This window comes from Cupriavidus sp. 01L45, assembly GCF_056399885.1.
In genome coordinates this window covers 11,774-30,978 of sequence record NZ_JBFTSG010000019.1, presented here as the reverse complement: position 1 = coordinate 30,978, position 19,205 = coordinate 11,774, and the positions used below count along the sequence as shown (strand labels likewise).

17 protein-coding genes are annotated in these 19,205 nt (G+C 65.8%); 5 read left to right on the top strand and 12 right to left on the bottom strand.

What is annotated here, in order from left to right; translation table 11 throughout:
- Window positions 1-48: 48 nt before the first annotated feature.
- From AC1DT6_RS14960 to AC1DT6_RS14950, 3 genes are read right to left on the bottom strand one after another with little or no spacing between them, the layout of a single operon-like run.
- Window positions 49-798 carry an enoyl-CoA hydratase/isomerase family protein gene (locus AC1DT6_RS14960; RefSeq protein WP_441629454.1) on the bottom strand — a complete coding sequence of 250 codons (750 nt, stop codon included), beginning with the start codon at window positions 796-798 and terminating at the stop codon, window positions 49-51.
- Window positions 799-808: 10 nt separating this feature from the next.
- Window positions 809-1,411, bottom strand: coding sequence for a cysteine dioxygenase family protein (locus tag AC1DT6_RS14955; RefSeq protein WP_441629462.1), 603 nt, complete (start codon window positions 1,409-1,411; stop codon window positions 809-811).
- Window positions 1,411-2,601 carry a CaiB/BaiF CoA transferase family protein gene (locus AC1DT6_RS14950; RefSeq protein ID WP_441629453.1) on the bottom strand — a complete coding sequence of 397 codons (1,191 nt, stop codon included), beginning with the start codon at window positions 2,599-2,601 and terminating at the stop codon, window positions 1,411-1,413. Before AC1DT6_RS14950 ends, AC1DT6_RS14955 begins: the two co-directional genes overlap by 1 nt.
- 145 nt (window positions 2,602-2,746) lie before the next feature.
- Between AC1DT6_RS14950 and AC1DT6_RS14945 the strand changes: the two genes are divergently transcribed.
- Both AC1DT6_RS14945 and AC1DT6_RS14940 read left to right on the top strand, forming a co-directional pair.
- Window positions 2,747-3,547: an IclR family transcriptional regulator gene (locus tag AC1DT6_RS14945; protein WP_441629452.1), complete on the top strand. Its 801-nt coding sequence runs from the start codon at window positions 2,747-2,749 to the stop codon at window positions 3,545-3,547.
- A 266-nt stretch (window positions 3,548-3,813) separates the two neighbouring features.
- Window positions 3,814-5,241, top strand: a complete 1,428-nt coding sequence (locus AC1DT6_RS14940; RefSeq protein WP_441629451.1) for an NAD-dependent succinate-semialdehyde dehydrogenase — start codon at window positions 3,814-3,816, stop codon at window positions 5,239-5,241.
- A gap of 91 nt (window positions 5,242-5,332) precedes the next feature.
- Here the strand turns inward: AC1DT6_RS14940 and AC1DT6_RS14935 are convergent, their stop codons facing one another.
- From AC1DT6_RS14935 to AC1DT6_RS14905, 7 genes are all read right to left on the bottom strand, one after another.
- Window positions 5,333-6,550 (bottom strand): DUF2252 domain-containing protein, encoded by a 1,218-nt coding sequence (locus AC1DT6_RS14935; RefSeq protein ID WP_441629450.1) that lies wholly within the window; start codon window positions 6,548-6,550, stop codon window positions 5,333-5,335.
- An 88-nt stretch (window positions 6,551-6,638) separates the two neighbouring features.
- Window positions 6,639-7,031 (bottom strand): cytochrome C oxidase subunit IV family protein, encoded by a 393-nt coding sequence (locus AC1DT6_RS14930; protein WP_441629449.1) that lies wholly within the window; start codon window positions 7,029-7,031, stop codon window positions 6,639-6,641.
- Between the two features lie 8 nt (window positions 7,032-7,039).
- Complete coding sequence (locus tag AC1DT6_RS14925) at window positions 7,040-7,771, bottom strand: heme-copper oxidase subunit III family protein (RefSeq protein WP_441629448.1); 732 nt, start codon at window positions 7,769-7,771, stop codon at window positions 7,040-7,042.
- 33 nt (window positions 7,772-7,804) lie between these two features.
- Window positions 7,805-8,452 carry a cytochrome c oxidase subunit 3 family protein gene (locus AC1DT6_RS14920; RefSeq protein WP_441629447.1) on the bottom strand — a complete coding sequence of 216 codons (648 nt, stop codon included), beginning with the start codon at window positions 8,450-8,452 and terminating at the stop codon, window positions 7,805-7,807.
- The gene (gene ctaD, locus AC1DT6_RS14915; protein WP_477114756.1) at window positions 8,449-10,206 is read right to left on the bottom strand and encodes a cytochrome c oxidase subunit I; all 1,758 of its coding nucleotides are present in this window, start codon (window positions 10,204-10,206) and stop codon (window positions 8,449-8,451) included. Before ctaD ends, AC1DT6_RS14920 begins: the two co-directional genes overlap by 4 nt.
- An 18-nt stretch (window positions 10,207-10,224) precedes the next feature.
- A complete protein-coding gene (locus AC1DT6_RS14910; RefSeq protein ID WP_441629445.1) occupies window positions 10,225-11,406 on the bottom strand; it encodes a c-type cytochrome in 1,182 nt (393 codons plus the stop codon).
- 289 nt (window positions 11,407-11,695) lie between these two features.
- A complete protein-coding gene (locus tag AC1DT6_RS14905; RefSeq protein WP_035862132.1) occupies window positions 11,696-12,199 on the bottom strand; it encodes a hypothetical protein in 504 nt (167 codons plus the stop codon).
- A gap of 528 nt (window positions 12,200-12,727) precedes the next feature.
- Between AC1DT6_RS14905 and AC1DT6_RS14900 the strand changes: the two genes are divergently transcribed.
- Both AC1DT6_RS14900 and AC1DT6_RS14895 read left to right on the top strand, forming a co-directional pair.
- The gene (locus AC1DT6_RS14900) at window positions 12,728-12,910 is read left to right on the top strand and encodes a hypothetical protein (protein WP_035871072.1); all 183 of its coding nucleotides are present in this window, start codon (window positions 12,728-12,730) and stop codon (window positions 12,908-12,910) included.
- Between the two features lie 47 nt (window positions 12,911-12,957).
- A complete protein-coding gene (locus AC1DT6_RS14895) occupies window positions 12,958-13,116 on the top strand; it encodes a hypothetical protein (protein ID WP_441629444.1) in 159 nt (52 codons plus the stop codon).
- Window positions 13,117-13,186: 70 nt separating this feature from the next.
- Here the strand turns inward: AC1DT6_RS14895 and AC1DT6_RS14890 are convergent, their stop codons facing one another.
- Both AC1DT6_RS14890 and AC1DT6_RS14885 read right to left on the bottom strand, forming a co-directional pair.
- On the bottom strand, window positions 13,187-13,372 hold the full coding sequence (locus tag AC1DT6_RS14890) for a rubredoxin (protein WP_035871075.1): 186 nt from the start codon (window positions 13,370-13,372) through the stop codon (window positions 13,187-13,189).
- Between the two features lie 124 nt (window positions 13,373-13,496).
- Window positions 13,497-17,450 (bottom strand): DUF748 domain-containing protein, encoded by a 3,954-nt coding sequence (locus tag AC1DT6_RS14885; protein WP_441629443.1) that lies wholly within the window; start codon window positions 17,448-17,450, stop codon window positions 13,497-13,499.
- Between the two features lie 409 nt (window positions 17,451-17,859).
- Between AC1DT6_RS14885 and AC1DT6_RS14880 the strand changes: the two genes are divergently transcribed.
- A complete protein-coding gene (locus tag AC1DT6_RS14880) occupies window positions 17,860-19,173 on the top strand; it encodes an MFS transporter (protein ID WP_441629442.1) in 1,314 nt (437 codons plus the stop codon).
- The last annotated feature ends 32 nt before the right edge of the window (window positions 19,174-19,205 follow it).

Here is a 19,205-nt window from a genome sequence, read left to right as displayed (position 1 = left end):
CGCCACCAAATGCGGATTGCGCAGTGCCGCCAGGTTGGCGGCACTGCGTCAGCGCCTGGATGCCTCCCGATAAGCCGCGATGCGCGCCTTTAGCCCCGGACGGGCGGCGGAACGCACAAGTTCGGCTAGCTGCGCGGCGCGCGCCGCATCGGCAGCGCCGGGCCCGCCCAGCGTGGCGGCGTGGATGGCCGCCTGCGTCGGTGCATCGAGCCGGCGCGCACGCGCGGCCAGTGCCGTAAGCGCGGCCGCGCGTGCCTCCGGTTCCACCACGGTGCCGGCCAGGCCGGCGGCCAGCGCTTCTTCTGTCCGGACGGCTCGCCCGCTGCCGATCCATTCCCGCGCCGTGGCCACGCCAACCAGCTCCGCCAGCCGCGCGCTGCCCAGCACCAGGCCAAAGGCCGCCCCCGGGAAGGCGAAGCTGCTGCCCTGCGCGACCCAGCGCTGCTCGCAGGCTGCAAGCAGGTCGGCACCCGCGCCCATGACCCGCCCCTGCACCAGCGCTACGGTGGTGAAGGGCGCGCCATGCAGGCTTTGCAGCAGCAGTTCGACGCGCACGAAACGCGCCAGCAGCGAATCGTCGCTCTCGCTATCCAGGTCGCCCAGGTCGAAACCGGTGCAGAAATGCGTGCCCGCGCCCTCAATGGACAGCAGGCGTGTGCCGTCGTGGTGGCACACCTGCACCGCCGCCGCGAGCTCCTCCACCAGCGCGGCCGACAGTGCATTGCCGCGCCCGGGCCGGTTCAGCGTCAGCCGGGTGACGTCGCCCTGTTTGTCGGCCAGCAGGATGCCTTGTGTCACCGCGGCCCCCTCACGTCGCCGCCTGGGCCCACAAGTTGGGCACCAGCGCGTTGGAGTAGCCGGAGATGAACAGCTTGGTCTCGCCGCTCGCCGCGTCGTAGACATGGCGCCGGATGCGGCCGATATTGCCGCCATACAGATGGATGCTGACCGAGACCTGGTCGTCGTGCGCATTGCGCACGCGGTGCACGTCGCCCAGCGTGGGCGATACGGCGGCCACCTGGCCGGCGGACAACAGGACCTCGCCGCCATCGGCCACCAGTTTGCCCGCCTCGGCACGGTAGTGCTGGTCGAGCTCGGCGCCGCGCAGCACGCCGATCAGGCCCCACACGGTGTGATCGTGCACCGGCGTCTGCTGGCCCGGCCCCCAAACGAAGCTCACCAGCGAGAAGCGGTCAAGCGGATCGCCGTAGAGCAGGTGCTGCTGGTAATAGACGGGATGCGGCCGCGCCATCGCGTCGGGCAGCCAGTCGTCGTGCGCCACCAGTTCGCGCAGCGGACCGGTGGCGCCGGCCAGCAGCGCGGCCTCGTTACCGGTACCGGGTCCGGTTTGTTCCACCAGCCGGCTGATGGTGGCGACGAACTCACGCAGCCGTTCGATCTTGTCATTCATCATGCTTCCCTGGAAGTGTCATGGTCCGCGCCGCCCACCGGGTAGCGCGCGCGAATGGCGTCGTTGTGCTCTCCCAGCGCCGGCGGATCGCGGCGGATCGGCAGCCCCTGTCCATCGAAGCGCAGCGGCGAGGCGAAGGTACGCGTCTGGTGGCCGCCCGGCAACGTCAGCGGCTGCACCCACTCCATATGCGCGACCTGGGGATCGTCCAGCGCGGCGGCGTAGTCGTTGATGCGCGCATGCGGCACGCCGGCGGCATTGAACACCGCGATCCAGTGCGCCACGCCGGCTCCCGCGAAACACTCTTCCAGCAGCGCCTTGAGCGCAACCTGGTTGACGGCACGGTCGCGCGTGGTGGCAAAGCGGGCATCGGCCGCCAGCGCCGGCAACTCCACGACCTTCACCACCGCCAGCCAGAGCTTCTGGTTGCCCGCGGCAATGGCGAAGTAGCCATCGGCGGCGCGGAAGGCCTGGTACGGTGCATTGCGCGGATGGGCCGAGCCGAGCTTGACCGGGCTCTTGCCCGTGCCGAAGTATTCGCTGGTCTGCAGCGCGGCGATGCCAAGCGTGCAGCCGTACATCGGCACGTCGATATGCGAACCCGCACCGCCGGCGCGCACCCGCGCCAGCGCGCTGGCGATGGCGAAGGCGGCGTAGAGCCCCGAAGCGAAATCGGCCAGCGGTACGCCGCACTTGACCGGCGCGCCATCGGGCTCGCCGGTCACGCTCATTACCCCGGCCGCCGCCTGGATGGTCAGGTCGAAACCGCCCTCGCCGGCGCGCGGGCCGCTCTGGCCATAGGCCGACACCGAGCAGTACAGCAACTGCGGCTTGTGCTCGCAAAAGCTCGCATAGCCCAGGCCAAGCCGGTCCATCACGCCGGGACGGTTGTTCTCGATCACCACATCGGCGTCCAGGATCAGTTGCCGCGCCAGGGCGACGTCGGCCGGATCCTTCAGGTTGAGCGCCACCGACTGCTTGTTGCGGTTGAGCGAGGCAAAGTTCTCGGAAAACCCGTTCGACAGCGGCGGCCACTGGCGCAAGGTGTCGCCGTCCGGCGGCTCCACCTTGACCACCTCGGCGCCCATGTCGGCCAGCAGCATGCCGCAGAACGGCCCGGCCGCCACGGTACAGAACTCCACCACCCTGACCCCGTGCAGGGGCAGGTCCTTCTCGCTGACATCGTGCATCTGGATACCCGGAAAACGTTGACGGCCCGGCTGACTCCCGCCTTTGGACCGCGATGCGGATCATTATATTCACGTTCCAAAATAGGCTACAATCGTTCCACATTTGAGAACCAATGCCGGGTGCGCCACACACGGCAAGTCCGACATGAACAACACCTTGATCAAAGGCCTGGGTGTCATCGAGCTGCTGGCCCACAGCGAGCGCCCTCTCGGCCTGACGGAGATCGCCGCCCACCTGGGCCTGGCCAAGAGCAATGTGCACCGCTTGCTGCAAGCGCTCACCGATCTCAACTATGTGATCCGGGACACCTCCGGCACCGGCTACAGCGCCTCCATCAAGCTCTGGGAACTGGGCTCGGCGGTGCTCTCGCGGCTGGACCTGCGCCGCCATGCCGAAGCCTGGATGGACAAGCTGATGCACACCAGCGGCGAAAGCGTCCACCTGTCCGTGCTGGATCGCGGCGAAGTGGTCTATGTGCACAAGATCGACAGCCCCAACCCGGTGCGCGCCTATACCCAGATCGGCGGCCGCGCGCTGGCGCATTGCGTGGCCACCGGCAAGGCCATGCTGGCATTCCAGCCGGACGCCGCGCTGCAGCGCATGTCGGCCGCGCTGGCGCCGTCCACGCCCAACAGCATCGTGGAGCCGGAGCGCTTCCTGCAGGAAATGGAAAAAGTCCGCAAGCAGGGCTATGCGGTCAATCGCGGCGAGTGGCGCGAGACGGTGTATGGCATCGCCGCTCCGATCAGCGACCGCAACGGGCATGTGATTGCCGCGGTCGGGCTGTCCGGACCCGCCGAGCGCTTCAAGCCGCAGAAAATCAAGGGCTTCGCCGACCTGGTGCTGAATGCCGCCACGGAGATCTCCGACAGCCTCGGCGGCGGTGCCCGGCACAATGCGCTGGCCCTCGCCACGCGCAGCATGGTGGCGGTGCGGCACACCTGAGCGGAAGGGAGCGCAAATGGCGATTCCAGCGAATCGGGAACAACTGCTGGAGGCGATTCAGAACTCGTATGCCAGCCACTTGATGGAACTTTGCAATCGGTAAAGAGAAACCTGCAAGGCACAGGACAGCCGGCGCCCGCCGGTGCACAAAATGAGCCGTCAGGTTAAGCTTGTGGTTTCGCCGCTGTGCCCGGCCCGGGCACGGCACCCTCACAGCGGCAGCACCGGCTGCACTTGTCGCACGCAACCTTCATCAGGAGAAAGGCATGTACCAGGATCTCGCCCTCTACATCGACGGGGAATTCGTCAAGGGAGGGGACCGACGCGAGCAAGACGTCATCAACCCTTCCACCCAGGAACTGCTGGGCAAGCTGCCGCACGCCAGCCGCGCGGACCTCGACCGCGCCCTGGCCGCGGCGCAGCGCGCCTTCGAAAGCTGGAAGAAGACCTCGCCACTGGAGCGCTCCAGGATCCTGCGCCGCGTTGCGGAACTGACCCGCGAGCGCGCCAAGGAGATCGGCCGCAACATCACGCTGGACCAGGGCAAGCCGCTGGCTGAAGCCATCGGCGAAGTCATGATCTGCGCCGAGCACGCCGAATGGCACGCCGAGGAATGCCGCCGCATCTACGGCCGCGTGATCCCGCCGCGCCAGCCCAATGTGCGCCAGATCGTGGTGCGCGAGCCGATCGGCGTCTGCGCGGCCTTCACCCCGTGGAACTTCCCCTTCAACCAGGCGATCCGCAAGATGGTTTCGGCCATCGGCGCCGGCTGTACGCTGATCCTCAAGGGCCCGGAAGATTCGCCCAGCGCGGTGGTCGCGCTGGCCCAGTTGTTCCACGATGCAGGCCTGCCCCCGGGCGTGCTGAACATCGTCTGGGGTGTGCCGGGCGAAATATCCACCTACCTGATCGAATCGCCGATCGTGCGCAAGATCTCGTTCACCGGTTCCGTGCCGGTGGGTAAGCAACTTGCCGCACTGGCCGGCGCTCACATGAAGCGCGTGACCATGGAGTTGGGCGGCCACTCGCCAGTGCTGGTGTTCGACGACGCCGACATCGAGCCGGCAGCGGAAATGCTGGCGCGCTTCAAGCTGCGCAACGCCGGCCAGGTGTGCGTGTCGCCCACGCGCTTCTACGTGCAGGAAAAAGCCTACGACAAGTTCCTGGCGCGCTTTACCGAGGTGATCGGTTCGATCAAGGTCGGCGACGGCCTGGAAGACGGTACCCAGATGGGCCCGCTGGCACACGAGCGCCGCATCGCCTCGATGGAACAGTTCCTGGATGACGCCAGCCATCGCGGCGGCAAGGTCGTGGCCGGCGGCAAGCGCATCGGCGACAAGGGCTTCTTCTTCGCCCCCACCGTGGTCACCGACCTGCCCGACGACGCCAAGCTGATGGTCGACGAGCCCTTCGGCCCGGTGGCGCCGGTGACGCGCTTCAAGGATGCGGAGGAAGTGCTGCGCCGCGCCAACAGCCTGCCCTTCGGCCTGGCCTCCTACGTGTTCACCAACTCGCTGAAGACCGCGACGCTGGTGTCCAACGGCCTGGAAGCCGGCATGGTCAATATCAACCACTTCGGCATGGCGCTGGCCGAGACGCCGTTCGGCGGCATCAAGGATTCCGGCATCGGCAGCGAAGGCGGCCAGGAAACCTTCGATGGCTACCTGGTGACCAAGTTCATCACGCAGGTCTGATGCGCAATGCCGCGGCCTCACCGCCGCGGCGGAAGCGCCGGACGAGGGCACGCATGCATCGTCCGGCGCCCTCCCCCGTCACACGGTGCCTTCAACGCGGCGCGGCTGGCTTCGCCCCCAGGCCACGGGCGAGTTCGTAATCCTCGACAAAATCCTTCCACTGCGCCTGCGCCAGCTCGCAACCGTGCCGCGCCAGCCGCAGCACCGGCGCGCGCCAGCGCGTACCGCCGGCAAACTCCTGCAACTGCTCGATGCGATCGGCGGCATTGTGCCCGCATCCGCGCAGGTGCGCCCAGGCCGCGGCGCGCGCCATGGTGAACAGCACTTCGCGCAGGTCCTCGCGATTGGTGTGGGAGCCAAGGTTGACCCGGTCGGCGGTGGGCTGCAGGCTCTTGACGATATAGGAAGCCTTGCCCATCTTCACCGCCGAGAGCAGCGCCGGGGAGGCCGCCTGCATCGCATGCTGGATGTGCACGACGCGTGACGCTTCGCTGTTCCAGGCGGGCTGCGTGCGATACGGCAGCCCCTGCCAGGCGCTGGGCGCGGCGCGCTTGATGTCGACCAGCCGCTGAGCCAGCGGATCGCTCTCCGCGTGAGCCAGCACAACGTAACGTTCAAGTCCAAGGCTGCCAACGCCGGCGATCCTGCGGGCGGCATCGTCGGCCACCAGCCTCCCATGTTGCGACTGCCGCCCGAACTCGCTCAGGATCGCTGCGGTACGCTTGCGCGCGCCCTTGAGGGGTTCCAGCGCATGCTTGCCGTCGACCAGCAGGCGCCGCTTGCCGGCGCGCCGCACCGTGCGCGCGGCCAGGACCTCGCCGCGGCGGCGGCGTTTGACCCGGCGCAGCAGCGTCGCCACCATGCCGGTGGCCGTGGCGCGCTCCACCCAGCGCGGCTTGCCGCTGGCCAGCACCGCCGCGTAGGTATCGAGCATGCTCTGCGCGCCGGCACGCGCGTCGGCAGCGGACAGCCCCAGTTGCGGTGCGGCAACCATCAGGCTCGACAGCAGGCGCACCAGGTCCACCGTGAGCGGCGCGACCAGCGCATCGTCGAAGTCGTTGAGATCGAAATAAACCAGGCCGTTGTCGCCCTTGAAACTGCCGAGATTCTCCAGGTGGAGATCGCCGCAGACATAGGTGGTCGGCGCCTCGATCAGCGCGGCCTCGTTGCCCACCGCGGCCGCATAGAGATGGTTGGTGCCACGCAGGAAAGCAAACGGATCCGCCGCGATGGCGGCGAGCTTGCGGGTCAGCCGCTCGGGATCGCGGCCATGGTTATAGGTCAGGATGGCTTCCGTGGCTGGGTGCATGGCTTCCTCGTGGTGGCGGGCAACCGCTCAAGTGTACCCGGCACGCCGCCTCGGGCAAAACCGGCCCGTGCCCCCGGCGAGCATGCGTTCAGCGGAAAAAGGCACCGCGCAAGAGGAATGTGTAATCGGCTTCCATCGCCATCAGGCCCACCAGCACCAGCAGGCAGAGCGGCGGCAGCAGGATGGCGCAGATCAGCGCCAGCCGCTCCCACGCCATATGCATGAAGACGCCGACGATCAGGCCGGCCTTCATCACCATGAACAGCAGGATCAGGGTCCAGCGCAGATAACCCTCGAAGTGGAAGTAGTCCACCATGTAGGACAGCGTGGACAGCACGAACAACAGCGCCCATATCTTCAGGTACAGGCCAATCGGGTGCTGCTGCCCGTGATGCGATTCACCGTGCGCGCCGGTGGACGCATGCGCTGGCGCCGCCGGTGCCAGGCCGGGCACATCGGGAGACGGAGTCGACGATGCCATGGCGTGCCTCACCAGAGATAGAACAGCGCAAAGATAAAGACCCAGACCAGGTCCACGAAGTGCCAGTAGAGCCCGGCGATCTCCACGATCTGGTAGTTGCCCGTGCGCTCGTAGCGCCCGCGCAGCACCTTGGTCGCCACGATCAGCAGGTAGATCACGCCGCAGCTCACGTGCAGCCCGTGGAAACCGGTGATCATGAAAAACGTGGAGCCGAACTGCGGCGCGCCCATCGGGTTGCTCCAGGGACGCACCCCTTCGGTAAGGATCAGCTTGCTCCACTCGAAGGCTTGCATGCTGACAAAGGCCACGCCGAACAGCGCCGTGGCAAACATCAGGCTGGCGCATTTCACGCGGTCGCGGCGGTAGGCGAAATTCACGGCCATCGCCATCGTGCCGCTGCTGCTGATCAGCACGAAGGTCATGATGGCGATCAGCAGCAAGGGCACCTCGGCGCCGCCGACCTTCAGCCCGAACACGATGCTCGGATTCGGCCACGTATCCGTGCTGGCGATCCGCACCGTCATGTACCCGGTCAGGAAACAACTGAAGATGAAGGTGTCGGACAGCAGGAAGATCCACATCATCGCCTTGCCCCACGACACCTTGAAGGCCTGCTGGTCGGACGACCAGTCGGCCACCAGCCCGCGCAGGCCGGCCACCACGGGCGCAGGCGCGGGCACGCCGGGCAGCGCGGCGCCGCCGGACTCGGCCGGCGCCGATGGAGTGGGTTGCGAAGACATTGGTGCGTCTCCTTCGATGCTTGACGTGGCCGCCTAGCCGCGCCCGCAGATAAAGCGAACCAGTTCAGGCGTGAGCCAGTTCAGCGCGGCCAGCAGCACCAGCCACACGGCAAGCAGGAAATGCCAGTAGCGCGCGCACAGCACGATGCGCAGCGTGGCCCGCGCGCTGCCCCGCGCGGCATGCATGGCGACCACCCAGCCAACAAGGCCTCCCAGCACATGCAGGCCATGCATCGCGGTGAGCAGGTAGAAGAAACTGCCGGCGGGATTGTTGGCCGGCACCACATGGATGGCGAGCAGGGCCTGCCACGCCCATAACTGCGAGGCGACAAATGCAGCTGCGGCCAGCCCGCCAAAGCGTAGCGCGCGATGTGCCATCGTGAAGCGTCCGTCGCGCGCCGCCCGCGCTGCCACCAGCATCACCGCGCTGCCGGCGGCCAGCAAGGCAGTGGACATCCAGACCTGCCATGGCAACGAAACGGCATGCCAGTCCGGCGAGTCCATGCGCATGGCATAGGCGGCGATAAACAGCCCAAACAGCGAGGACACCACGCCCATGAACACCCACAGCCCGATGCTGGCCGGCGCGCGGCGGGCGTGCTGCCGGCCCACGTCGCCGGGACCGGGACCGGAGCGGCGCTCGCTGTCGCCGCTGGCGCGGTAGACCAGGTTTGCGTTCATGCTACGGCTCCACGGCTGGCATGCGGCTCGGGTTCGGCGCCGCCGGCATCGGGCGGCGCGTTCTGCGCGATGAAATCCTCGCTGGCGCCCGGCACGCTATAGGCATAGGCCCAACGATGCACTACCGGTTGCTCCGGGCCCCAGTTGCCATGCACCGGCGGCGTCTGCGGCGTCTGCCACTCCAGCGAAGCCGCGCGCCACGGATTGGAACCCGCCAGCCTGCCGTGCCTGACGCTCCAGGCCAGGTTGAAGATGAACAACAACTGCGCCGCCGCCACGATAAACGCCGCCACCGAGATATAGGCGTTCATCAGGTGCGCCGATTCAGGGATGAAGGCGTAGTTGTCGTAAGCGTAATAGCGCCGCGGCATGCCAAGGATGCCCAGGTAATGCATGGGAAAGAAGATGGCATAGGTGCCGACGAAGGTCACCCAGAAATGGATATGCCCCAGCGTGTCGTTGAGCATGCGGCCGGTGACCTTCGGGTACCAGTGATAGATGCCGCCGAACACCACCAGGATCGGCGACACGCCCATCACCATATGGAAGTGCGCAACCACGAAATACGTATTGGACAGCGGGATGTCCACGCTCACGTTGCCCAGGAAAAGCCCGGTCAGCCCGCCGATCACGAACGTACTGACGAAGGCGATGGCGAACAGCATCGGCACCGAAAAATGGATGTCTCCCCGCCACAGCGTGATCACCCAGTTATAAACCTTGATGGCGGTGGGAATCGCGATGATCAGCGTGGTGGTGGCGAAGAAGAAGCCRAAGTAMGGATTCATCCCGCTSACGAACATATGGTGCGCCCACACCACCACSGACAGCACGCCGATGGCAAGGATCGCCCATACCATGGTGCGGTAGCCAAAGATGCTCTTGCGCGAATGCACGCTGATCAGGTCCGAGACGATGCCGAACGCGGGCAGCGCCACGATATACACCTCCGGGTGGCCGAAGAACCAGAACAGGTGCTGGAACAGCAGCGGGCTGYCGCCCTTGTAGTTGAGCTGCTGGCCCAGCGACACGATCGCCGGCATGAAGAAGCTCGTGCCCAGCGTGCGGTCCAGCAGCATCATCAGGCCCGACACGAACAGCGCGGGAAAAGCCAGCAGCGCCAGGATGGTGGCCATGAAGATGCCCCACACGGCCAGCGGCATGCGCATCAGCGTCATCCCCTCGGTACGCGCCTGCAGCACCGTGGTGACGTAGTTGAGGCCGCCCATGGTGGCCGCCACGATAAAGATCAGCAGCGACACCAGCATCAGGATGATGCCCCACTCGTAGCCGGGCGTGCCCCGCAGGATCGCCTGCGGCGGATAGAGCGTCCAGCCGGCGCCGGTGGGCCCGCCCGGCACGAAGAAGCTCGACAGCAGCACCAGTACCGAGAGGAAGTACACCCAGAAGCTCAGCATGTTGAGGTAGGGGAACACCATGTCGCGCGCGCCCACCATCAACGGGATCAGGTAGTTGCCAAAGCCGCCGAGAAAAAGTGCCGTGAGCAGGTAGATCACCATGATCATGCCGTGCATGGTGACGAACTGGTAGTAGCGGTTGGCGTCGATAAAGGTGAAATGCCCCGGGAAACCCAGTTGCAGGCGCATCAGGTTTGACAGCACCACGCCAATCAGCCCCACGAAGATGGCGACCAGGGTGTACTGCACCGCGATCACCTTGTGATCCTGGCTCCAGATATAGCGGGTAAAGAAACTGGTCGGGCCATGATGGGCGGCGTCGTCGGTGTATGCCATTGCACTCCCTCCTGCAGCCTATTTTGCGGCGGCGCCGGACGCGGCGCCTGCCTGCGTTGCGGCCCCGCCCGCGCCATTGGCGCGGATGTAGGCGACCAGCGCGCCGACTTCCTCTTCGCTCAGGGGCATCTTCGGCATGAGCGGACCGAAGCCCTTGACCAGGCGCGCTTGCGGATCGGTGATCTCGGTCTTCAGGTAAGCGTCGTCGACCTTTGCGCTGCTGCCGTCGGCAAACGTTCCCGTGCTGCCATACAGGCCCTTCCAGCTCGGCCCCACGCCAACGGTGCCATCGATACTGTGGCAGCCAACGCAGCCCTTGCTCTGGGCCAGCGCGCGGCCCTGTTCCGCAAGCGTATCGGCGCCGGCGGGCGCTCCGGGTGCCCCGGCCGTGGCCGGCGGCGCAGGCGTCTTCAGCATGGTCAGCGCGAACGTGGGCTGCCGGCGCAGCCACGCATCGAACGCCGCCGCATCCTCCACTACCACCTTGCCCCGCATGTTGTAGTGGCCGACCCCGCACAACTGCGCGCACAGGATCTCATAGGTACCCGCCTTGGTCGGCGTGAACCAGAACGACGTCACCATCCCCGGCACCATGTTCATGCGGGCGCGAAACGGCGGCACGTAGAAATCGTGCAGCACATCCTTGGAGCGCAGCAGCACCTTGACCGGACGATTCAGCGGCAAGTGCACTTCATTGCCGGCAATGATGATGTCGTCCTGTCCGCGCGGGTCGTCCGGGTTCACGCCGAGCGGGTTGGCCGCCGTCACGAAGCGCGCGTCCGAGGTGCCAAGCTGGCCGCCCTGGCCCGGAAAGCGAAAGCCCCACTGCCACTGCTGGCCCACTACCTCCAGCACCATCGCATCGCCGGGTGGCCGCACATATTCGGCATAGACGAACAGGCCCGGCGCGAGCAGGGCAATCACGCCGAGCGTGGTGCCGCCGATCAGCCAGAGTTCCAGCTTGCTGTTTTCCGGCTGATAGTGCGCGCGAGCGCCGTCGCGATGGCGGTAGCGCCAGACGATATAAGCGACGAACAGGTTGATGATGACGAAGAAGACGCCGGTGATGACCAGGGTAATGGTCAGCGTGTCGTCCATCTGCTTCCAGTTGGAAGCAAGCGGGGTCGCCCACCACGGGCTCACGAAATGGAAGAGCACCGAAGCAACGACGATGATCACGAGTGCAATGGCTATCGCCATACCGACCCTCCCCCCTTGCGTACGGCAGGCCGCGAACTACGCGCAAGGCTGAGATAAGACTAGTGCATGTGGTCCGCCCCGTGCAAGGCGGCCTTGAGAGCGCTTTGCGCGCGATGCCACACAGGGCCGGCGGTTGGCGCAAAGGCGGCGGCAAATAAAGAGCGGCGGATGAAAGCCAGGGCTTTCATCCGCCGCCGTCGGCCCGCGCGGCCCGTGTAGTGGTAAAGCGCGGATCTAAACCAGATGCGCGTAGCGCTATCGCATCATTGATGCACTGCAGTGTGCGTGCTCAGTGAGATACATCCTTGCTTTCGAGCTTCCAATAGGCAATGGCCGCGGCCATGCCGAAGATCATGTGGCCAACCAGCGTATGCCAGCCACGCGCGTCGGCGAACCAGGTAAAGAAGCGCGTCATGCCGTAGAAATTAAGCAGATAGACCGCCAGGCCGAACACAGCGCCGGTCAGCAACACCATGCCCGTACTCGAGTCCAGTTGGAACGGCGCGATGATAGCGGCCAGGATCATCCCCAGCACCGCGCCGAGCACGAAATGGATTGCCAGCGCCGCGGCCACGGTACTCACGCTGAACAGCGAAGTTTGCAACACGTCCTGCCCCATCAGGATCGCCGCGATCAGCCGCGTCGTGCCCCATGGATTGACGCCCGCCACCATCGTCGACCAGAACAGTTCGATCACCATCAACAGCGCCCCGGCCGCCAGACCGGACACCGCTGCTGCGGTCCAGTCTGGCGTGCGGCGCACATAGTGGTGCGATTGCATGTGAAGTTCCATAGCCACCTCCGGATATGCTGTTTCGCCGCGATCCCCGCTGCGATTGCTCTATTACGCGTGCTTGCCACCTGAACGATGATCGGGCCCGCGTATCTGCACAGCATAGGACACGCCGGCCTGATCGTTTGACCGCACACTCGCAAAAAAGTGCATGGGGCAGGCCTGGCGCAACGGTGCCGGCGCGAGGTGTGCGAACAGTGTGGCCAGGCCGGTACATGGAAGGAGAAAGCCCCAGCCCGCCGCCAGGCGGGCCAACCCCAGCGCGATGCGAAGCGAGCCGTCAAGGTGTACCAGGCCGCATGGGGCGCCTTTTTTGCCTACTTTTTTGGCAAGCCGCAAGACAAAAAAGTGGGTCGCCGCCCCGCAGGGGTGGTGAAACTGCCTTTGACTTTAAGGTTTTAAGCTTTGCGGGTGAGAGCAATCCCCCCACAAGAAAGTGCCTTAGGGGACAACCCCGATGTCATCGTCCTTGGTCTACCTGAGACACTTTCTATACTGGAAATACAAGGAAAGAGACAGGAGACAGCCGTGCTGCACCTTAGCTCACATGATCTTGTTTTTCTGATCCCGATGGCGCTGGTCGGCATGATTGCCTTCGGCGGGATTCCGTTCACAGCCCGCGCCCTGCGCATCAGTTGCCGCGCTGCTGGCGCGATATTCGGGGCTCTGCTGGCGGTGGCCTTGCTGGAGGCGTTGCCTTTACTTATCTGAACTGAACGCTTCGAGCGTTCCCGGCTTGCTTGAGGAGAGGAGCCGCTATGACACTGGATCTGCTGGCCGCCCTGATGGCGGCATTCCTGCTGGTCACCGTGGTGACCGCGATCTGGCGTTGTAGCCACCCCTACCGTATACGCTATCGCCGCTGCGCGGAGCAAAGAAGGCGTGCCGGGATATGCCGGCAGATGCAGCGCCACTAAACACGCTGCCAAACGCGATTCCTGCCCGCCGGCATTGGCCTGCGAGCCTCGCCGGCTGGCGGGCTTGCGCTCAGATTTCGATCATGGCGAACTCGCCCTTGCCCACATCACATTCAGGGCAACGCCAGTCTTCCGGGATATCCTCCCAGCGGGTGCCGGGCGCAATGCCGTCATCCGGCCAGCCCTGTTCTTCGTCGTAGACCCATCCGCAAATCACGCAAACCCAAGTCTTGTAGGCAACGGCTTCCTGCTGCAAAACGCACTCCTGTATCGATTCCGGGCGAAATCATACAGGCTTTTGGCCAGCACGCTGCCAATGTGCCATGCAAAAGGGGCGGCAGCGCCGCCCCTTTTGCACAGGCAGGATTGCCTGGGATGACTTACTGCCTGATGGCGAAATCGACCCGGTTGGGCGCGCCCTTATCCTTGATGCCTTCGGCATTCAGCTTCGGCGCCGTCAGGAACAAACGGCTCTCCGGGACCTTGGCGTCGCGCTCCAGTGCCTGTTTCACCGCCAGCGCGCGCTGCTCGGCGAGTTGCTTGAGTTCCACATCGGTTACCGGCGCGTTCTCCAGCAGCAGCGTCTCCATTTCCGCGGTCGGCAAGGATTTGGACAAGCCAATCACGTTGCGCGGCTTCTTGAATGAAGCGCGCTTGTAGACCGCTTCCAGATACTTGGGATACTCCTGCGGCGACACCGTCACCTTGGCGCCCTGCTCGCCCTCTTCCCCTTCCTCGGCCGTGGCGCCCTCGCGAGCGCTGGCTCGCAGTTCACGCGCCTTTTGCTCCTTCACCCGCGCGTCCAGCCAGGCGCGCTTCGCACCGGCCATGTCGGTGGCCGGATCGATGCGGCCGCTGATCTCCAGCCGCAGGGCCGGGCGGTCGGCCAGGGCCTTGCCGAGGGTGGCGATCTTCTGCCTGGCCGCCGGCGTAAGCGCGGACGTGCCCGGCGCGAACTCCACGTAGCCCAGTTCATCGCCGCCGCCAAAGGCCGAGGCAAGCAGCGAGAACGGCGAGGTAATCGCCTTGGCCAGCAAGTTGACGATCACCCTCACGATCACGCCGCCGATGCTGAACTCCGGATCGGACAGCGAGCCCGACACCGGCAGGTTGATGTCGATCACACCGTTGCGGTCCTTCAGCAGCGAGACCGCCAGCAACACCGGCAGCTTGGTCGCTGTCGGGCTGTCGACCTTGTCGCCAAAGGTGAGCTGGTCGAGGTAGAGATGGTTGCGCGCGTCCAGCTTGCCGTTCTCGATCTTGTACGCCACATCGACCGTCAGCTTGCCCTTGGTGATCGGATAGCCGGCGTACTTGGTCGCGTAGGGTGTCAGCCTGGTCAGTTCCACGCCGGAGGCCTTGGCGGCGATATCGAGGTAGAGCTGGTCCGCCAGCGGGTTGAGCTTGCCGTCGATATTGACCGGCGCGTCGTCGTCGATGCGGCCCGCCAGCGTGAGATCGGCCGGCGCGGGCTCCGTCGACGAAACCTTGGAGACCGAACCCTTCATATCGGTCAGGTTGGCGGTGTAGTTAGGCTTGACGAAGAAATCCGAGAAATTGATATTGCCTTTCTCCACCGTCACGCCGCCAATGCGGATCTGCGGTTTCGCCGCGGCCGTGGCCGCCGGTGCCGGCGGGGTAGCTGCCGGCGCCGAGGCCGGGTTGGCCTGCGTCAGGCTGGTGCTGGGCGCGGCTTCGCCTTTGGCGGCCCCGCCAGCCATCACGTCCTGCAGGTTCAGGCGGCCATTGGCATTGAGGATCACCCGCGCGTAGAAGTCCGACAGCGCCACGCTACCCACGCCAACCTTCATCGGCCCCTTGGCCTCGTCCATGGCGAAATCGATGCCGTTCACCGCCAGCGAACGCCAGCGCAGGAAGTCGTCGCCGGTCACGCGGTCCACGCTGCGCACATTGCCAAACTGCGCATTGCCGGCAAAGCGCGCCGCAATCGGCTTGCCGGATGGCGCCTCGACGCCCAGGCGGCCTTTCACGGTGGCGGTGCCGCCACGCAAGGCTGCGTTGAAGCGGTCGGCAAGGTAGGGCTGCAGCGGCGCGAGATCGAGTTCGCGCAGGTCCACCTGCATTTGCACCGCGGGCGCGGTGGGCAGCACGGTGCCGTCGAGCAACATCATGCCGCGCCGTCCCGACTCGGCCTTGAACTTGACCGGGATGGCGCCAGCCGCCATCGGCCAGTTCAACGCGCCGGTACCGAGGTTGACGTTGCGGAATTGATGGATTACCGGACGGTCGCGGTTAGCGGCCGAGGGCGCGTAGTCGGTCACGCGCATGTTGCCGCCATCCAGAGAGAACTTGCCGAGTTGCGCCTTCCAGGGCAATGACTTGGCCGCGGCAGCGCTATCGGGCTGAACGGCCTTGGCCTGCACGCCGGTCGTGCGTTGGGCGGACTTCTGCACCGATTGCGCGGCCCACAGGCGCGCGCTTTCGAGCAATTCACCATGATAGTCACGCGTAAGCGCGACCTGCGGCTTGGCCACCACCAGCTCGCCCGCCTGGAATGAATGCGCGCCAAGGTCGAAGGCGATGCCTTCCAGCGCCACGCGCTCGGCGCGCATCACCGGCAGGTTGGCACCATCGCTATCGTCGCGGCCACGCGCGCGGCGCGCATCGCGCCGGCGGGCGCTATCGGCCGCGCCAGCGTTGCTTGTGCCGGTGGTGGCGGCTGCCACTTGCGCCACCGACACCGGTTCCTTGGTAGTCACATAGAGCGGCGCCAGCTCGACGCGGGACTTGTCCAGCGAGAAGGCAAAGGCGGGCCCGCCCCACGCCATCTTGTAGTGCAGCTCGGCATTGACCGCGGTGTCGCCGAACTGGGCGCGCAGTTCTGCCGGCCACCATGCGGCAAACCCCTGGGCCTTCACGCCGCTGGCCTGCAGCGTGCCATCCATGGTGCCGCCATGCAGCGACAGCTCGCCTTCATGGCTGAGGGTCTGCCCTTCGCCGATCGTCAGTTTGGCCTGGACCTTGGCAGGCTTGTCGCTGTCGCCGGAGAGTCCGGCGACATCGGCGTCGAGGGGCCCCAGCGCGAGCGTACCGGGGCCGGACGGAGCCGACTCGTCGCGCAAGCCCAGGCTGGCCTGCTTGACCGTGATCTGGTCGACCGCGTAGCGCCAAGGCTTCTCCGCCGGCGCCAACGGTGCAATCCCGGCTGCGGCCGGTGCCGATGCAGGCCTGGCCTTGGCAACCGCCGGCGCGGATGCCGGTGCCGCCGCTCCCGATGCTGCAGGTGCCGGCGGCGCGCTGGCGGGCTTCTCCGCCTTGGCCGCTTGCGGCAGGAATGCCTCGGCAAGGTCAAGCGACCCATCCGCGCGGCGCACGGCCTGCACGCCCAGGCCATCCACGGCGAGGCTGCGCAGGTGAACCATCCGGCCCAGCGGTTCGATGCGCTCAATGTCCACGGCAAGCCGTCCGGCCTTCACCAGCGGCGCGCCGTCGTGCTTGCGGATATCGGCGTCGCGCAGCGCTGCGGTACCCGACAGGAAAACATCCTGCTTGCCCTTTTCCTGGATAAAGCCCAGCGTGAGCCGCGTATCGAGCAGCCCGCCTTTGATATCGGCGTCCTTCAGCTTGGGCGCGAACGGCATATAGCGCGCCAGTTCCAGGCCGTCCAGGTTCAGCTTCAGATGGGTCTCGCGCGACGCGGCGAACGGCAGCATGGTGCCGTCGAGCGCCAGTGCGGAGCCATTGATGCTCGCGCTCAGCGTGGGCCGGGTAACGATCTCCACGTCGTGCGGCAGGTTGGACAGGAAGGGCAGCGTGATGGTCAGGTTGTCCACCCGCTGCGTCTGGTTGAGCTGCTTGTCGTCGAACGACACGCTGCCGCTGGTCAACGCGATATTGTTGATCGAGAAGCGCGCCGGTTCGGATTTTGGCGCGGCGGGCCTGGCGGCGAAGCGCTCTTCGATGTCGGCGTAGTTCATGCGGCCGTTGGCGTCGCGCGCCAGGCGCAGCGCGGGGCGGTCGATATGCACCGCATCCACCACCGGCGCCATGTGCCACAGCGAGGCGATGGCGGCATCGATCTCGGCCTCGCCCACGCTCAGCATGGGCGTGGTGCCGTCAGGCTCATAGATCTTGATATCGGAAACAGTGACCGCCAGCGAGAAGGGGCGCACCTCGGCGCCCCCGAAAGTCACTTTGCGGCCAAGCGCTTCGCTGGCCTGCTTGGCCACGAAGGACTTGATCAGCGGTGGTCCGCCAAAATACCCGGCGAGGCCAAACACCGCCAGCGCGGCCACGATGCCGCCTGCCACGCGCACGCCGGCCCTGCGGCGCGGTGTGGCGGTTGCCGCCTGCATGGAGAACTTGATTGCCATGTGATCCCAGAAGATTCAACCCCAATACCCTGCGTCCGCTTAGCGGACCCGCTCGCGGGCTGCATGGAAAATGGCATTCCACGCTGCGCCAGCGGGCGGATCGACCACTTTGTGGTCCGGATTTCACTTTTTAGCAACATTATGGCAACGCTTGGGGGCAAAGCAAAGACATTAGAATGAAATCAAAAGTGAATTCGGGACGGGTTGAAAATGATCTGAAGCGGGATGGCGACGGCCTCTTTCCCGCCGATCTGGTATCTTCTCGCCTTTGCGAAGCGTCTTGTCGCATGCCAGCGGCTTATCCGCCACTTAGTGCCTGCTTCTCCCGCGCTGTACCCTCCGGCCAGAACCCTCCACGTCAACCGTGTTGCGCGCTTCGCATGCGAACTTTTTCCATGCGAGTCTCCTCATGTCCACCACTAGCAGTACTGTCGGTGCAGAGAACGCGCGCAGCGTCCCGCACGCGCGCCCCCTGACCGGACAGGATTACAAGACGCTTGCCCTCGCCGCCCTCGGGGGCGCGCTCGAGTTCTACGACTTCATCATCTTTGTCTTCTTCGCCACCGTCATCGGGCAGTTGTTCTTCCCGCCGTCGGTGCCGGACTGGTTGCGCCAGCTGCAGACCTTCGGCATTTTTGCCGCCGGCTACCTGGCGCGCCCGCTGGGCGGCATCATCATGGCCCACTTCGGCGACCTGCTTGGCCGCAAGAAGATGTTCACGCTGTCGATCCTGCTGATGTCGGTGCCGACACTGCTGATGGGCCTGCTCCCGACCTACCATGCGATTGGCCTGCTGGCGCCGGTGGCGCTGCTGCTGCTGCGCGTGATGCAGGGCGCCGCCGTGGGCGGTGAAGTGCCCGGCGCCTGGGTGTTCGTCTCCGAGCATGTGCCGGCGCGGCGCACCGGCTACGCCTGTGGCACGCTGACCGCTGGCCTGACCGCTGGCATCCTGCTGGGCTCCCTGGTGGCCACCGGCATCAACACCATCTTCACCCCGGCGGAACTGGTCGACTGGGGCTGGCGCCTGCCCTTCCTGCTGGGCGGGGTGTTCGGCATCGGCTCGATGTACCTGCGCCGCTGGCTGCATGAAACCCCGGTGTTCGCCGAACTGCAAAAGCGCAAGGCGCTGGCTGCGGAGATGCCGCTCAAGACGGTCGTGCGTGATCACCGCGGCGCCGTGGCGGTGTCGATGCTGCTGACGTGGATGCTGTCGGCCGGTATCGTGGTGGTGATCCTGATGACGCCCACCTTCCTGCAGAAGATCTACGGCTTCGATGCGCGCACGGCGCTGGTGGCCAACAGCGTCGCCACGCTGTGCCTGACCATCGGCTGTGTGGTCGCCGGCCTGATGGCCGACAAGGTGGGTCCCAGGATCACCCTGATCGGCGGCGGCCTGCTGCTGGCGATCAGCTCCTATGTCTTCTACAGCGCCCTGCACACGCGCCCCGACCTGCTGATCCCGCTGTACGCGCTGGCCGGTTTCTTCGTGGGCACGATCGGCGCGGTGCCCTACGTGCTGGTCAAGGCGTTCCCGGCACAAGTGAGGTTTTCCGGGCTGTCGTTCTCGTACAACCTGTCCTATGCGATTTTTGGCGGGCTGACGCCGATGATCGTGACGCTGATGCTCAAGAACGATCCGCTCGCTCCCGCGTACTACGTGGTAGCGCTGTGCCTGCTGGGCATGGTGACGGCACTGTTCGTCAAGGACCGCTCGCTCGACTGAGGGCACGGCTTCTGGCCGGCACCTGCCACAAG

Bases quoted from the DNA above. Each gene is read 5' to 3' on its own strand.
- AC1DT6_RS14955 (WP_441629462.1), bottom strand. From the start codon at position 1,411: ATGAATGACAAGATCGAACGGCTGCGTGAGTTCGTCGCCACCATCAGC.
- AC1DT6_RS14950 (WP_441629453.1), bottom strand. From the start codon at position 2,601: ATGCACGATGTCAGCGAGAAGGACCTGCCCCTGCACGGGGTCAGGGTG.
- AC1DT6_RS14945 (WP_441629452.1), top strand. From the start codon at position 2,747: ATGAACAACACCTTGATCAAAGGCCTGGGTGTCATCGAGCTGCTGGCC.
- AC1DT6_RS14940 (WP_441629451.1), top strand. From the start codon at position 3,814: ATGTACCAGGATCTCGCCCTCTACATCGACGGGGAATTCGTCAAGGGA.
- AC1DT6_RS14935 (WP_441629450.1), bottom strand. From the start codon at position 6,550: ATGCACCCAGCCACGGAAGCCATCCTGACCTATAACCATGGCCGCGAT.
- AC1DT6_RS14930 (WP_441629449.1), bottom strand. From the start codon at position 7,031: ATGGCATCGTCGACTCCGTCTCCCGATGTGCCCGGCCTGGCACCGGCG.
- AC1DT6_RS14925 (WP_441629448.1), bottom strand. From the start codon at position 7,771: ATGTCTTCGCAACCCACTCCATCGGCGCCGGCCGAGTCCGGCGGCGCC.
- AC1DT6_RS14920 (WP_441629447.1), bottom strand. From the start codon at position 8,452: ATGAACGCAAACCTGGTCTACCGCGCCAGCGGCGACAGCGAGCGCCGC.
- AC1DT6_RS14910 (WP_441629445.1), bottom strand. From the start codon at position 11,406: ATGGCGATAGCCATTGCACTCGTGATCATCGTCGTTGCTTCGGTGCTC.
- AC1DT6_RS14905 (WP_035862132.1), bottom strand. From the start codon at position 12,199: ATGGAACTTCACATGCAATCGCACCACTATGTGCGCCGCACGCCAGAC.
- AC1DT6_RS14895 (WP_441629444.1), top strand. From the start codon at position 12,958: ATGACACTGGATCTGCTGGCCGCCCTGATGGCGGCATTCCTGCTGGTC.
- AC1DT6_RS14885 (WP_441629443.1), bottom strand. From the start codon at position 17,450: ATGGCAATCAAGTTCTCCATGCAGGCGGCAACCGCCACACCGCGCCGC.
- AC1DT6_RS14880 (WP_441629442.1), top strand. From the start codon at position 17,860: ATGTCCACCACTAGCAGTACTGTCGGTGCAGAGAACGCGCGCAGCGTC.